Annotated in this window: 11 protein-coding genes and 2 pseudogenes; 2 read left to right on the forward strand and 11 right to left on the reverse strand. The window is 46.8% G+C overall.

Translation table 11 applies throughout. From position 1 onward, the window contains the following. Positions 1-123: 123 nt before the first annotated feature. From T456_RS0110815 to ftsH, 6 genes are all read right to left on the reverse strand, one after another. Positions 124-459, reverse strand: a complete 336-nt coding sequence (locus tag T456_RS0110815) for a helix-turn-helix domain-containing protein (protein WP_024866165.1) — start codon at positions 457-459, stop codon at positions 124-126. Between the two features lie 315 nt (positions 460-774). Continuing rightward, positions 775-1,500, reverse strand: a complete 726-nt coding sequence (locus T456_RS23685; RefSeq protein WP_330369730.1) for a hypothetical protein — start codon at positions 1,498-1,500, stop codon at positions 775-777. Beyond that, the gene (locus tag T456_RS23690; protein ID WP_330369731.1) at positions 1,409-1,825 is read right to left on the reverse strand and encodes a PTS transporter subunit EIIC; all 417 of its coding nucleotides are present in this window, start codon (positions 1,823-1,825) and stop codon (positions 1,409-1,411) included. The genes T456_RS23685 and T456_RS23690 overlap by 92 nt, the downstream gene beginning before the upstream one ends. Then, entirely contained in the window at positions 1,773-2,105 is a 333-nt protein-coding gene (locus tag T456_RS23695; protein WP_330369732.1) for a PTS transporter subunit EIIC, read from the reverse strand. The genes T456_RS23690 and T456_RS23695 overlap by 53 nt, the downstream gene beginning before the upstream one ends. A 373-nt stretch (positions 2,106-2,478) precedes the next feature. Beyond that, positions 2,479-2,937, reverse strand: a complete 459-nt coding sequence (locus tag T456_RS0110825; protein ID WP_024866161.1) for a hypothetical protein — start codon at positions 2,935-2,937, stop codon at positions 2,479-2,481. A 441-nt stretch (positions 2,938-3,378) separates the two neighbouring features. After that, positions 3,379-5,607: an ATP-dependent zinc metalloprotease FtsH gene (gene ftsH, locus T456_RS0110830; RefSeq protein WP_024866159.1), complete on the reverse strand. Its 2,229-nt coding sequence runs from the start codon at positions 5,605-5,607 to the stop codon at positions 3,379-3,381. 105 nt (positions 5,608-5,712) lie between these two features. Here ftsH and T456_RS0110835 point away from each other — a divergent pair, with 105 nt between their 5' ends. Together T456_RS0110835 and T456_RS0110840 are read left to right on the forward strand one after the other, a co-directional pair. After that, positions 5,713-7,185, forward strand: coding sequence for an ISLre2 family transposase (locus T456_RS0110835; RefSeq protein WP_024864352.1), 1,473 nt, complete (start codon positions 5,713-5,715; stop codon positions 7,183-7,185). Positions 7,186-7,599: 414 nt separating this feature from the next. Then, positions 7,600-9,210 carry a CTP synthase gene (locus tag T456_RS0110840; protein WP_024866158.1) on the forward strand — a complete coding sequence of 537 codons (1,611 nt, stop codon included), beginning with the start codon at positions 7,600-7,602 and terminating at the stop codon, positions 9,208-9,210. A 134-nt stretch (positions 9,211-9,344) separates the two neighbouring features. Here T456_RS0110840 and pckA read toward each other — a convergent pair whose 3' ends face one another. The 5 genes and pseudogenes from pckA to T456_RS22800 all read right to left on the reverse strand — a co-directional run. Further along, positions 9,345-10,958, reverse strand: a complete 1,614-nt coding sequence (pckA, locus tag T456_RS0110845; RefSeq protein WP_024866157.1) for a phosphoenolpyruvate carboxykinase (ATP) — start codon at positions 10,956-10,958, stop codon at positions 9,345-9,347. 270 nt (positions 10,959-11,228) lie between these two features. Further along, positions 11,229-12,017, reverse strand: a complete 789-nt coding sequence (locus T456_RS23105) for a glycoside hydrolase family 27 protein (protein ID WP_242835927.1) — start codon at positions 12,015-12,017, stop codon at positions 11,229-11,231. A gap of 108 nt (positions 12,018-12,125) precedes the next feature. After that, positions 12,126-12,371 (reverse strand): hypothetical protein, encoded by a 246-nt coding sequence (locus T456_RS23110; protein WP_242835929.1) that lies wholly within the window; start codon positions 12,369-12,371, stop codon positions 12,126-12,128. A gap of 122 nt (positions 12,372-12,493) precedes the next feature. Then, positions 12,494-13,360: pseudogene (rsmI, locus tag T456_RS24335) on the reverse strand (16S rRNA (cytidine(1402)-2'-O)-methyltransferase); the annotation flags it as partial. 78 nt (positions 13,361-13,438) lie between these two features. After that, positions 13,439-13,794 (reverse strand): annotated as a pseudogene (locus tag T456_RS22800) (tRNA1(Val) (adenine(37)-N6)-methyltransferase); the annotation flags it as partial.

Below are 13,794 nucleotides of genomic sequence, written 5' to 3' on the forward strand. Positions count from 1 at the left end.
TCCTCTCCACGGCCACCGCCAGATGTACCAGCAGGCCCATGTAGGCATCATTGGTCAAAAGACGCAGATACGGTTCCTCCACTTCCTCGAGAACTGTTTCCACCTCAGAGAGGATGGCCTCGTTCATGAGGGTGTAAAATTGTCTGCCAGCTCGCTGTCCCCGCGATTGTTCATGTTCTCGGTAACAAAGCGCTGCATGGCTGTTCGATAGCTCTTTTCGCTGCCGGAGAGAGCAATTCCGAAGCCGGGCTTTCTTATGATACTAAGGTGACACTCCTGTACCCAATCGTTTATGGCTTCAAGATCGGTACTGATGGTAGCTTCACTTACGCCGAACATGTCACTGTAGTAAAAGAGCTTTTGGGGCTCCCTGTTTCTTAGAAGCTCCAGCTTCAGAAGATTCCTTCTCTTCTCCTTATCTGATACGATCTCATCCTTGCGGGCTTTGACAGCACTCATGAGGCGGGCCTTGTTGTCGGCATCCCCTTCAATCTGGCTGCCCTCTCCCTTTTTCCGAACCAGGGTAAGATCATACTGTTTCAGGATGGAAGCGATTGTAGTCCGCTTCCCTTAAAATGGTGCGCTTACTTACACCCAGAGCATCAGCCACTTCCTGATCCGTGGCCGGCTGCTCTGCGCCAAGCAAATACAATATGATTCTGTCTTATGCGTGGTGTAAGTTCCATAAAAACTCCGTATTAAAGCTTCAGCTCCTGTGCAAGAGAATCATACTCAGGTGCAGCCATGAAGTTGCTGATGGTGATCAGTCTTGCGTTAGGTGCACTCTTTCTGGCTCTTGCTGAAAGCTTCCTGGTGTGTTACAACTATCTGAGCATCTGCAGGTATCTCTGATACAGACGCATGCTGTACTTCGATATCAGTTCTGCCAACATCTGTAAGTTTCTTTCTGAGAACTGTAGCTCCCATTGCTGAAGATCCCATTCCTGCGTCGCAAGCGAAAACGATCTTCTTAACATCTTCTGCAGCTACTGCTGTAAGGTTGTCTGCTGCTGTCTTAACTTCGCTTACAGCAACGCCCTTAGCCTCAGCCTTCATCTCTTTCATCTTCTCGGTGGAGTCTGCAAGAGACTGCTTGCCGTTAGAAAGTCTAACGATAGGAGCTGCAATAACGAAGGATACAGCTGCTGCAACTACTGCTGAGAGAAGAACCATGAAGGTTGATCCCTTAGGTGCCATTCCAACATAGGCGATGATTGATCCGGGTGAAGGAGGACCGGCAAGGCCAAGCTTGAACAGTGTGTTGAAGATCATAGCTGCTACGCTTCCGCCGATTGTTGCAAGAAGAAGCAGGGGGTTCATAAGTACATAAGGGAAGTAGATCTCGTGGATACCGCCAAGGAGATGAACGATAAGTGCTCCGGGTGCGGAATCCTTTGTAACCTTATCCTTAGAGAACAGCCAGTATGCAAGAAGCACACCTGTACCTGCGCCGGGGTTTGTCTCGATCATGTAGAAGATTGACTTGCCGGCTGAAAGCAACCTGCTCTGCTCCAAGAGGAGTGAAGATACCGTGGTTGATAGCGTTATTAAGGAAAAGAACCTTAGCAGGCTCAACGAATACTGAAACGAGAGGCAGAATGTTGTTGTTAACAAGTACTGCAACTCCGGCGTTAAGGAAAGCAAGTACGCCGCCCATGAAGGGTCCGATTACATAGTAGCCAAGGATTGCAAGGAGAAGACCAAGGATACCAACTGAGAAGTTGTTTACAAGCATCTCGAATCCTGAAGGGATCTTACCCTCAACTGCCTTGTCAAATTTCTTGATGACCCAGCCTGCAAGAGGTCCTGCGATCATTGCTCCCATGAACATTGTGTACTCTGTTCCGCAGATAACCACCGATTGTCATGATGGCACCCATAACTGCTCCTCTGGGTCCGCCAACCATCTTACCACCCTGGTAAGCGATGAGAATCGGAAGAACATATGTGAGCATCGGTCCGACTATTGAACTAAGCTGTGCGTTAGGGAGCCAGCCGGTATCGATGAACAATGCTGTCAAAAGCCCCCATGCTATAAATGCGCCGATATTCGGCATGACCATTCCACTTAGGAATCGTCCAAAACTTTGAATCTTTTCTTTCATTTGGATACCCCTTCCAACTTAATAAACGTTTTCTTTTGGCACGTCTGCCGCAAGAAGGTTACAGATAATCCGAATGCATTCAATTGATTTAAGTTTATTTTATTGGTGTACAGTTTATTAATCAATTCATACATATTTAACTTTGTCACATGGGTAAAGTGACAAGTCCTTAAGAGCCAATGGGAGCCAATGGGGGACGGTTCTCACAGCGCCAATGGGGGACGGTTCTCTTTGGCACGCGAAAGAGCCATAAAAAGAAAAGCCGGCAGTGAGCAAGGAGCTCAAGGCCGACTATTTCTGCAATATATTTATTGTGCTGTATTTGTAATATCTTTTTCCACCACGAAGGCGGCTAAGTACCATTGTTGCATAATTACTTCTTTTTGTGTTCTACAACCACGCCTTCTTTTGTGTGCTTAAGATACTTGATCTTTATATAATCACCCTTATTCGCCTTGTTGTAATCACAGGATATGGTAACAGTTTCTCCGGTGTCTTCATCTTCTACTTTAATGAGTCTGTTTGCATATCGTGAGTCATATTGCTTTGATAGAACAGTTCCTTCAACGTACTGATAGTTTCCGGTTATCATATCCGGAATGTCCAATGTAAATGGAAGGACATAAGTCCATGCGCAAATTGCTATAACCGGCCCTACGATCAGCTTTAGGATAGTATCCACCACCTTAAGACGAGGCTCATACCAATCTCTGAAGCTGGGTTTTACTGAAGACAAGGGCATAAGCGGCTTTCTTGCTATGAGCTTATAAACAAACCAAACAAAGAGCCAGGTAAATACTACAAGCTCCAATATACGTTTAAACTGAAACATATTATCCTCCATTTTTACTGTAGATTTGACAGTGATTTGTCTCATTTTCAATTGTTTCGTTTTGTGAAATTGCTTCGATTACGGTCTCTTCGTCCGCAGATACGCTGATAGCGGCAAAATTGCTGCTAAGAACCACAGGGACAAGAAGTACCGGGATAAGTCTCTTGAGCATACGAGACTTAACATTAGGCTGGCTTCACAATGACTACTACTCCCAACTAACATTGAGTACTTGCTTACCTACCGCGCGGAGCCCCTCATTTCCCCTTGTGGTAAATAATTTATTAAATTTTTATGAACAACATTTAGATTATATTTGATGATTGTTAATTACGCAACAAATTTTTAACCATACTACTTCTTATCGAAATATAGTTTCGCAAGTAACAAAAAAGCAGGCTGTTACCGCTTTTTTTGGTAACAGCCTGCATAAAATACTTTTTAATCTTTTTTGTCAAAATCCTCGGGAACATGGGAAAACACGCTTCCTGTCTGGATTTGTGAAGGATCGGGTGAAGTACCTGCCTCCACATCCTCTGTCTGAGGGTCCTGTGCCTTCTCCTCTTCCGGAGCTTCATACTGGTTGCTGCTCTCCTTAATCGCTTCCCGGAACGCCAGCCCGTCATTATTGTTGTCCTCGGGTTCCACTTTAGGCTCTTCCTTGGACTTGATGGGAACATTCTCACCAACGAGCGCTGACTCCGCTCTTGTTGCGTAGATTCTGCCCTTCTTGGCAGCCTCCTGCTCCTCTTCTGTAGGCTCGGGAATATTCTCAACCTCACGGTAGATCTTCATGAATTCCTTACCGGTGATGGTCTCTTTCTCAATAAGGAACTGGGCAATCTTGTCCATTGCATCAAGGTGATCCCTGATTATCTGCTTAGCCTTGTCATAACACTCCGCAAGGAGCTTCTTGACTTCTTCGTCAACCTCGGCAGCTGTCTGATCACTGCAGTTGAGGACTCTGTTTCCGTCAAGGTATCTGTTCTGTACTGACTCCAGCTGCATGAGACCGAACTTGTCGCTCATACCGAACATGGTTATCATGCTGCGGGCCATGTTTGTAGCCTTCTCGATATCGTTCTCGGCTCCTGTTGTAACGGTGTTGAAGATAACTTCTTCAGCCGCTCTTCCGCCAAGAGAAACGATGATGTCGTCAATAAGCTCATCCTTGGTCTGAAGATATTTCTCATCCTCAGGCACCTGCATAACATATCCGAGAGCTCCCATGGTTCTGGGAACAATAGTGATCTTCTGTACGGGCTCTGTGTTCTTCTGAACAGCGCTGATAAGTGCGTGTCCAACCTCGTGGTAGGAAACGATCTTCCTCTCCTCTTTGCTGAGGATCCTGTCCTTCTTCTCTTTACCTACAAGAACCTGCTCAACGGCTTCCATAAGATCCTGCTGGCATACATACTCTCTGTGAGCCTTAACCGCATTGATGGCAGCCTCGTTGATCATGTTGGCAAGGTCTGATCCGACAGCACCGCTGGTTGCAAGGGCAATTCCCTTAAGATCAACGGTCTCATCCATCTTAACGTCCTTGGAATGAACCTTGAGGATCTCCTCTCTTCCCTTAAGATCGGGCTTGTCCACGATGATACGTCTGTCAAAACGTCCGGGACGAAGAAGCGCCTTATCCAGGATCTCAGGTCTGTTGGTAGCTCCAAGGATAAGTACACCCTTGGATGAATCGAATCCATCCATCTCGGAAAGGAGCTGGTTAAGTGTCTGCTCTCTCTCCTCGTTGCCTCCGCCGTACTTGCTGTCACGGCTTCGTCCGATGGCATCTATCTCATCTATGAAAATAATACAGGGCGCATTCTTACTTGCTTCGCTGAAAAGATCTCTCACACGGCTGGCACCTACACCAACATACAGCTCAATGAAGTCTGAACCTGCCAGTGAATAGAAAGGAACGTGAGCCTCACCTGCAACGGCCTTGGCAAGAAGCGTCTTACCTGTTCCGGGAGGTCCCACAAGAAGTGCACCCTTGGGGAGCTTAGCTCCGATCTTGGCGTACTTACTGGGATTGTGAAGGAAGTCTACAACTTCCACCAGAGACTCTTTTGCCTCATCCTCACCTGCTACGTCCTTGAAGGTAACTCCGGTCTCCTTCTGAACGTAAACCTTGGCATTGCTCTTGCCAACGCTCAAGGGTCCGCCGCCTCGTCCCATTCTTCTGAAGATCAGGGACAAAAGAAGCCACATAAGAAGGATAGGTGCAATGTAATACATTATAAAGGAAAGGATCGCTCCCGAACTGTCGGGAACCTCGCTGCTCACCTCAACTCCGTGCTCTAACATCCTCTGGGTGAGAACGCTGTCCTCCTCAGCCTTTCCTGTGTAATAGGTCACTGTGGTGGCGCCGGCAAAATAGTAGTAGCCAACCCCCAGCTGATCCTCTTCCTTGGTCTCCTTGGGATAGATGTCGATGCGGTCGTCCTCGATGACAACTCTCTCGATCTCTCCGTTGTCCACCATGGTGATAAATTCGGTGTAGGTAATCTCTCTGTTGGTGTTCTCGGAAAAAGCTCTGAGGAAATATGTCATGCATATCATGGTAACAAGAGCCGCCACCAAGAGAAGGATTATGTTCTGCTTCCTGGGGGAACCACCGTTATTCCCGCCCATGGGATTATTATTTCTCTGATTTTGATTATTATCCATAGCTAGCGTAAAGTTTTTGTAGGATTAATTGAAAAAGGGGATTTCCTTCGTGATATAGTTATTTACGGTGTCCAAGCCAAAATAACCAAACGGAGGAGTCCCCTTGTGTTAAATAGTATACAGCATTTTATTGAGAATGGAGTACCAAATCTTCAGAAGGCATCAAAAGATTTTTCAGAGGATCCGAGAGACTTTGCAGGTTTCATATACAAGGTCAGGAATGAAGCGCTTCAGATGGCGTTGGATTACATTTCTGAAACCCTTACAACCTGCAACCAGATATTAAAAGACAGTCCTGTGAGAAAGGAAAGATGGGAAGTGGTAAGGACTGACGAGAAGTCTCTTATCACCTCAATTGGAAAGGTTATGTTTTCCAAGACACTGTTTAAGAACAAGGTGACTGGAGAACGCAGATATCTACTGGATGACATGCTTTCATTTGACCCTCATGAAAGGATGTCAGAAGATGCCATAGCACAGCTCTTATCAGAGAGCGTTCAGACCTCTTATCGTAAAGGTGGACAAGCAGCAAGCATCCTTGATGAGGTCAGCAAAGAGACTGTAAAGGATAAGATACATGCTCTCGAGTTCCCCAAGGAACAGAAAAGAAGAGGCAGAAAACGCAAGGTTGAGTATCTGTATATAGAGGCTGATGAAGATCATGTGTCGCTTCAGTTCCAGAAGGAAAAGGGGGATCTCCAGGTCAACCAGTATGGAAGAAAACTCAATGGAATGATAAACAAGCTTATCTATGTTCATGAGGGCATTGAAAAGGATGCTCCCAAGAGTACAAGACATCACCTTGTTAATGCCCATTTCTTCTGTGGTTCTTATGAAGGCAAAGCAAACAGTGAACTCTGGGATGAAGTCTACACATATATTGACAACAACTATGACATAAGCAGCATAAAGAGGATATACCTAGGAGCAGATGGTGGAGCCTGGATTAAGGCTGGGGGAAAAAGGATAAGTGGCATCACATATGTGATGGACGAGTTCCACCTCAAAAAATACCTGATAAAGATGACAAACCATTTGATGGATAGTGCTGATGATGCCAGAAAGCTTCTCTGTGAAATGATCAAGGATGGAAGTAAGGAAGATTTCCTGTCTGTGGTAGATATGCTTGAATATCATGCCTCAAACGACAAGGAAATGAAACGTGTGCAAGAAGGCGCTGATTATATACTTGATAACTGGTCTGCAGCCAAGACAAGGCTTAGATACAGGAGGATTCCTGGATGTAGTACTGAAGGTCATGTCAGTCATGTCCTGTCAAAAAGAATGAGCATGACTCCAATGGGCTGGAGTCGAAAAGGCGCTGATAAGATGGCAAGACTCAGTGCCTATACATGGAACAAAAGGGATATGCTGGAACTTGTGCGTTACCAGAAGACAGTAATGCCTAAGGCTGCTGGGGCAGAAGAAGTAGAGACTGTAGTAGCGCATGTAAGAGAAAAACAGTATTCCCATCCGGCGTGGGGAAAGTATGTCGATAGCATACAGGTAGAGCTTAGTTCAGAGCTGAAGAAGTGGATGAGCATCGGAATGCATAACTACATCTGGAAACTGTTCTAAAAGGAAGCCAGAGGCTGACGCCTCTGCCTTTGAATAAAGTGCGCCAGAGCGCACACCTATCCTTGATCTGCTTGACTACAGACCAAGGATTAGAATGACAGCCTTGAACTGTCCTCCAACCAGGCGCTATAATGAGTAAGGTTTGAACATCTGAACTGATCACAGGGGCAATCTACCCTTTCGAATCCTACAGTAAATTTACGCCGTCTTATCCATATATTTTCCTACTTCCTAATGCCCGTTCATGCTATAATAGCGTATGGTGTGGGCAATTAATTTTATCACATATCAGTTTCAATTGTAACATCTCAGCACTATAGATAGAAATTATATCGTGTACAATTCATTATTGCAATGATAAAACCCCGCTAAATCTTAAAAAACTATAAATTATAATATGGAGGAAAAAGAAAAATGGCTGTAAAGTACATCTTTGTGACTGGTGGTGTTGTATCCGGTCTTGGAAAGGGAATAACCGCTGCATCTCTGGGCAGACTTCTTAAAGCCCGTGGTTATAAGGTAACCATGCAGAAGTTTGACCCCTACATCAATATCGATCCGGGAACAATGAACCCTGTCCAGCACGGAGAGGTATTCGTAACCGAGGACGGAACCGAGACCGATCTTGATCTTGGACACTACGAGAGATTCATCGATGAGAATCTTGACAAGAACTCCAACGTTACAACAGGTAAGATCTACTGGTCCGTGCTTCAGAAGGAGCGCCGCGGTGACTACGGCGGACGCACGGTTCAGGTTATCCCCCATATTACCAACGAGATAAAGAGCAAGTTCTACCGCAACTTTACCGATGATGAGACCAGGATCGCCATCATCGAGGTGGGCGGCACCGTGGGAGATATCGAGAGCCAGCCTTTCCTTGAAGCAATAAGACAGTTCCAGCACGAGGTTGGACATGAGAATGCAATGCTCATTCTTGTTTCCCTGATTCCTTACCTTCGCTGCTCACAGGAGATCAAGACCAAGCCTACTCAGTCAGCGGTTAAGACCATGCAGGGAATGGGACTTCAGCCCGACGTTATCGTATGCCGAAGCGAGCTGGAGCTTGATCAGGAGACCAAGGACAAGATAGCTCTTTTCTGTAATGTTCCCGCAAGTCACGTTCTCAACAACCTGGATCTTGAGTATTTATATGAAGCTCCTCTTGCAATGGAAAAAGAGCATCTGGCTCAGGTTGCCTGTGAGTGTCTTGAGCTTGAGTGTCCCGAGCCCGACCTTACAGACTGGAAGGCAATGGTAGACACCCTCTACTCCATGAAGCACACAGTCAGAGTTGCTCTTGTAGGTAAGTACACACAGCTCCACGACGCATACATCAGCGTAGTTGAAGCTTTAAAGCACGGCGGAATCTCCAATCAGACTGCCGTTGATATCAAGTGGATCGATTCCGAGGAAGTTACGGAAGACAATGTGGCCGAGTTCCTCTCAGATGTAGACGGACTTCTGGTTCCCGGTGGCTTCGGCGACAGAGGTATCGAGGGAATGATCACCGCCATCAAGTACGCCAGAGAGAACAATCTGCCTTACCTTGGACTGTGCCTTGGAATGCAGCTGGCCATTGTTGAATTTGCAAGAAACGTTGTGGGCTACACCGATGCCCATTCAATTGAATTTGATCCCAACACTCAGCACCCGATGATAGCTCTTTTACCCGATCAGAACGGTGTGGAGGATATCGGCGGAACCCTTCGTCTCGGATCATACCCCTGCGTACTGGACAAGGATTCAAAGGCCTTCGAGCTCTTCGGTTCAGAGAATATCACCGAGCGTCATCGTCACAGATACGAGGTCAACAATGACTACAGAAACGTGCTTGTTCAGAACGGCATGAAGCTCTGCGGAATGTCTCCTGACGGAAGGATCGTTGAGATGATCGAGCTTCCTTCAAACTCCTTCCACATGGCTACACAGGCTCATCCGGAGCTTAAGTCAAGGCCCAACAGACCTCATCCTCTTTTCTCCGGATTTGTTAAGGCTTCACTGGAGCACGAATTAAACAGATAATCTCTGTTACAAATAAAAATATCAGGCATTAGACATACTACCTGATACATAAGGCCAATACAAAAGGCGCTGCGTCATCACTGACACAGCGCCTTAATTATTTACTTAATTGTCAGATACCTAAGTTTTAAAGATTAAAGCTTGGGACCTGCAGCAACAAGTGCCTTACCGGCATCATTGCCTTCATACTTAGCGAAGTTCTTGATGAATCTCTCTGCAAGATCCTTAGCCTTTGTTTCCCACTCAGAAGCATCAGCATAAGTGTCACGAGGATCAAGGATTGCAGGATCAACTCCGGGAAGTGATGTAGGAACTTCGAAGTCGAAGATCGGAATCTTCTTGGTCTCAGCCTTGTTTACATCGCCGTTAAGGATAGCATCGATGATACCACGTGTATCCTTGATGGAGATTCTCTTTCCTGTGCCGTTCCAACCTGTGTTAACCAGGTAAGCCTTAGCGCCGGACTTCTGCATCTTCTTTACAAGCTCCTCACCGTACTTTGTAGGATGAAGCTCAAGGAATGCCTGACCGAAGCAAGCTGAGAATGTAGGTGTAGGCTCTGTGATGCCTCTCTCTGTTCCTGCAAGCTTAGCTGTGAAGCCTGAAAGGAAGTAGTACTGTGTCTGCTCAGGTGTCAGGATTGATACAGGAGGAAGTACTCCGAATGCATCAGCTGAAAGGAAGATAACGTTCTTAGCAGCAGGGCCTGAAGATGTAGGATGTACGTTAAGAACGATGTTCTTGATGTGGTTGATAGGATAAGATACACGAGTATTCTCTGTAACGCTCTTATCATCAAAGTCGATCTTGCCGTCTTCTGCTACAGTTACGTTCTCAAGAAGAGCATCTCTCTTGATAGCGTTGTAGATATCGGGCTCAGAATCCTTATCAAGGCCGATAACCTTAGCATAGCAGCCGCCCTCGAAGTTGAATACTCCGTTGTCGTCCCAGCCGTGCTCGTCATCACCGATGAGGAGTCTCTTAGGATCTGTTGAAAGTGTGGTCTTACCTGTTCCTGAAAGACCAAAGAAGATTGCGGTGTTCTCACCGTTCATATCTGTGTTAGCTGAGCAGTGCATGGAAGCGATGCCCTTAAGAGGAAGGTAATAGTTCATCATTGAGAACATACCCTTCTTCATCTCTCCGCCGTACCATGTGTTGATGATAACCTGCTCACGGCTTGTGATGTTGAATGCTACGCAGGTCTCTGAGTTAAGACCAAGTGCCTTATAATCATCAACCTTAGCAAGTGATGCGTTGTAAACTACAAAATCAGGCTCGAAGTTTGCGAGCTCTTCCTCTGTAGGCTGAATGAACATGTTCTTAATGAAGTGAGCCTGCCAAGCAACCTCTACGATGAAACGAACTGCCATACGTGTGTCCTTGTTGGCGCCGCAGAAAGCATCAACAACGAACAGTCTCTTGTTTGAAAGCTCGTTCTTAGCGATCTCTTTAACCTTTGCCCATGTTTCCTCTGTCATGGGATGGTTGTCGTTCTTGTACTCGTCTGTTGTCCACCATACAGTGTCCTTGGAGTTCTCGTCCATAACGATGTACTTATCTTTAGGTGAACGTCCTGTGTAGATACCGGTCATAACGTTAACAGCGCCGAGCTCTGTGTCCTGACCCTTCTCATATCCGGTAAGATCCTTCTTCATCTCTTCCTCATACAGTGCGTCGTATGCAGGGTTGTGAACGATCTCGGTTGTACCTGTGATACCATACTTGGTTAAATCGATGTTTGCCATTTAGATAACCTCTCTTCTCTTTATTTTTTTGTACGAAAGATCTGATATTTTAAATATCCAGATAATTCGCAGATACACGTGGAAATGAAGCCGCAAATTTCGACTATCACTTTATTTTATACTACAAAGTCAAAGGTTTCACAATAATTTGGGCACAAAAATCTATAAAATTACTGTAAATCCTGCCATATATCTTCTTCGGGTTCTTCCGGCGCCTCGATCTCATAGCATTCCACCGTGTGAGGCTCCATATCAACGCTCTCTTTGTCCTTAAACGATGCCGCTCATTCCGCTCCAGATATCAACGGCCTTTGCCTCGGTTCCCGTAAGGCCCAGATCCTTAAACTTTATCTTGTGGCTCTGGCTCTTTTCCCCGATATTGAAGATGGCCAGATATATCTTTCCGTCCTTGGTCTTACTGCGCCAGATCACAAGGTCCTTCTTCCTGTAGATCTCCTTGGGCTTGCGGCCCTTTTTGTGCATCCCAAGAAGTCTTTCATTGGTCAAAAGAGACATCGTAAACTCATCATTTTCTCTAAGATCCCCGCCGAACATCAAAGGGGATCTGAAGATGCACCACAGAGTCATCAGGATCTTCTGCTCATCCCTTGTAAAGCGGGTGTAGTGGCCTTTTTCCCCGTCCTCATCATTACACATGCAAAGCCTTCCAAGAGGCAGCATGTCGCAGTCGGGCCAGTGTCCCTTGGTGCCTACGCCCTCCCATTTATGGGCGGTCTCGAACATGTTGTAGAGAAGCTTCCAGTCATCCCAGAAGTCATCTGTCATGCGCCACATGTTGGCGTTCTCTGAAAGATAATTTTTCTCATCAAGCTTTGTTGGTCCCGGTGAAAGACTAAGGACCATGCTCCTTCCGCAGTTATCAATTGCCCTGCGGATAAGCTCCAGCTCTTTTACCGCGGCTCCGGGAGCCTCCGGGGTATAATCCGTTCTTGCTATATCATCGACCTTTACAAAGTCCACTCCCCACTTGGCGTAGAGCTGGAAGATCGAGTTGTAGTATTCCTGTGCGCCCTTGGCCTTTGGGTCAACGCCGTACATATCCGTGTTCCATTTTGCACACCGATGAAGGATGTGCGATTTCCCTTGCTGTTGCATCTGTCCCAAGGATGGCAGTATTGTTGTGAACCGCCTGCCTTGGTATTCCCCTCATGATATGGATGCCGAACTTAAGGCCCATCTCGTGTATCTTGTCCGCAATGGGGCCAAATCCTTTGCCTCCTTGGCTGACGGGAATCTGTTTACAGCAGGCATAAGCCTTGAGTACTCGTCCATCTCCAATGGAGCAAACTTGTGGTACTCATGGGAAGAAGCCGTGGGTTCGTACCACTGGATGTCGCACACAACGTACTCCCAGCCAAAAGCCTTGAGGTGCTTTGCCATATATTTTTGCATTTCCGAGAAGCTGCTCCTCATTGACAGCCGGACCGTAACAGTCCCAGCTGTTCCAGCCCATGGGCGGTTCTCTTTGCCAAAACTTGTTTCTCTTCCATGATCAATCCCTCTTTTTCTGTGTCCAGCAGCGCCTGGTAGATATCTCTTTTTCCCCACACCTCTGTCTGCTGCCACCTTTTTCATGGCGTCCTTTATGGGGCACGCCCTGATCCTCGTAGAATTTCATGTGATCCTGAATGCTCATCTCCTGCCAGGAAGCCTTTTTCTCCTCTTCCTGCTCCTGAAAGGCTCTTTCCCTCAATGACAAGCACGTACTCGCCCCCGGGGGTCATTATCCTTGTAAAAAGAAATAGCGTCCTTCAGGGTAGTAGGCGTAACTTCCTCAAATTTTCTTGGGTAAGTTCCCGGCAGATGGATATCCGCCTGTCTCCCAGAATCTCGTACAGGTCATCCAGCGCAGCCCTTAAGTGATGGGGAGCTTCATAGACTATCATTGTCCTGCTCTCATCCTTAAGGTCTTCCAGTTATCTGCCTTCTTCCCCTCTTGTCCTCAGTAGCCGGAGGGAAGGAATCCCTCAAAGCAGAACCTTTCTGGTGGGAAGTCCCGACAGCGTCAGTGCCGTGATACAGGCCGCAGGCCCGGGAAAGAGAAGTCACGGTTGATGCCTGCCTTGTGGCACTCTGCCACCAGCACCTCTCCGGGATCGGAATATGGCCGGGCGTTCCCCGCATCGGTTATCAGGGCCACATTGGTCCCCGAAAGCATCTTCTCGATGAGCCATCTTGCCTTATCATATTTATTATACTTCGTGATAGCTGGTCATCTCAGTATGAATATCGAAATGATTTAACCAGCTTTTATTGCTGTTTTCTTGGTAATCCTCCGCGGCGATAAGGTCAACTTTCCTTCAAGGTCTCAAGAACCTGAAGGTCATATCATCCAGATTTGCCAATGGGAAGTTTGCGCACAAATACAGTTTTCCTGCCATATTGTCTTACCTTTTCGGTGCGTGGGTTCTTTTGAAACATCCCTGCGGGCCGGGCCGCCAGCCTTACTCCAATACCCGTTAAATATCGTAGATCTCAGGAGTATATTTTCCCCTCGCTCTCAATATATTAATAAGCGGTTTTCTCCACGGTAAGTCTCGACCTTCCGCCTCTGGCCCCCTCGATCAGCACCATGTTTGGTTCCTTGTCAGCGTAAGGGTACACCAGCTGCATCCTCTTGGGCTCTAAGTGATACTCATGCATCATCACCATGATCTCCGCCAGCCTGAAGGGCCTGTGGACCATGTAGAATTTGCCTCCTGATTTAAGGCACCTTGCCGCAGCGCTGATGACATCCTCAAGGTCGCACAAAATCTCGTGTCTTGCGATAGCCTTGGGGGCATCGGGGTTCTTTAACCCATGGCCGCCTATCATA

It is taken from the genome of Butyrivibrio sp. FCS014 (assembly GCF_000526935.1).
Classification (GTDB): domain Bacteria; phylum Bacillota; class Clostridia; order Lachnospirales; family Lachnospiraceae; genus Butyrivibrio.

Excerpts from the sequence above, each read along its gene's own strand:
- T456_RS0110815 (WP_024866165.1), bottom strand. The coding sequence starts at position 459 with ATGAGTGCTGTCAAAGCCCGCAAGGATGAGATCGTATCAGATAAGGAG.
- T456_RS23690 (WP_330369731.1), bottom strand. The coding sequence starts at position 1,825 with ATGGGAGCAATGATCGCAGGACCTCTTGCAGGCTGGGTCATCAAGAAA.
- T456_RS23695 (WP_330369732.1), bottom strand. The coding sequence starts at position 2,105 with ATGAAAGAAAAGATTCAAAGTTTTGGACGATTCCTAAGTGGAATGGTC.
- T456_RS0110825 (WP_024866161.1), bottom strand. The coding sequence starts at position 2,937 with ATGTTTCAGTTTAAACGTATATTGGAGCTTGTAGTATTTACCTGGCTC.
- ftsH (WP_024866159.1), bottom strand. The coding sequence starts at position 5,607 with ATGGATAATAATCAAAATCAGAGAAATAATAATCCCATGGGCGGGAAT.
- T456_RS0110840 (WP_024866158.1), top strand. The coding sequence starts at position 7,600 with ATGGCTGTAAAGTACATCTTTGTGACTGGTGGTGTTGTATCCGGTCTT.
- pckA (WP_024866157.1), bottom strand. The coding sequence starts at position 10,958 with ATGGCAAACATCGATTTAACCAAGTATGGTATCACAGGTACAACCGAG.
- T456_RS23105 (WP_242835927.1), bottom strand. The coding sequence starts at position 12,017 with ATGTACGGCGTTGACCCAAAGGCCAAGGGCGCACAGGAATACTACAAC.
- T456_RS23110 (WP_242835929.1), bottom strand. The coding sequence starts at position 12,371 with ATGCAAAAATATATGGCAAAGCACCTCAAGGCTTTTGGCTGGGAGTAC.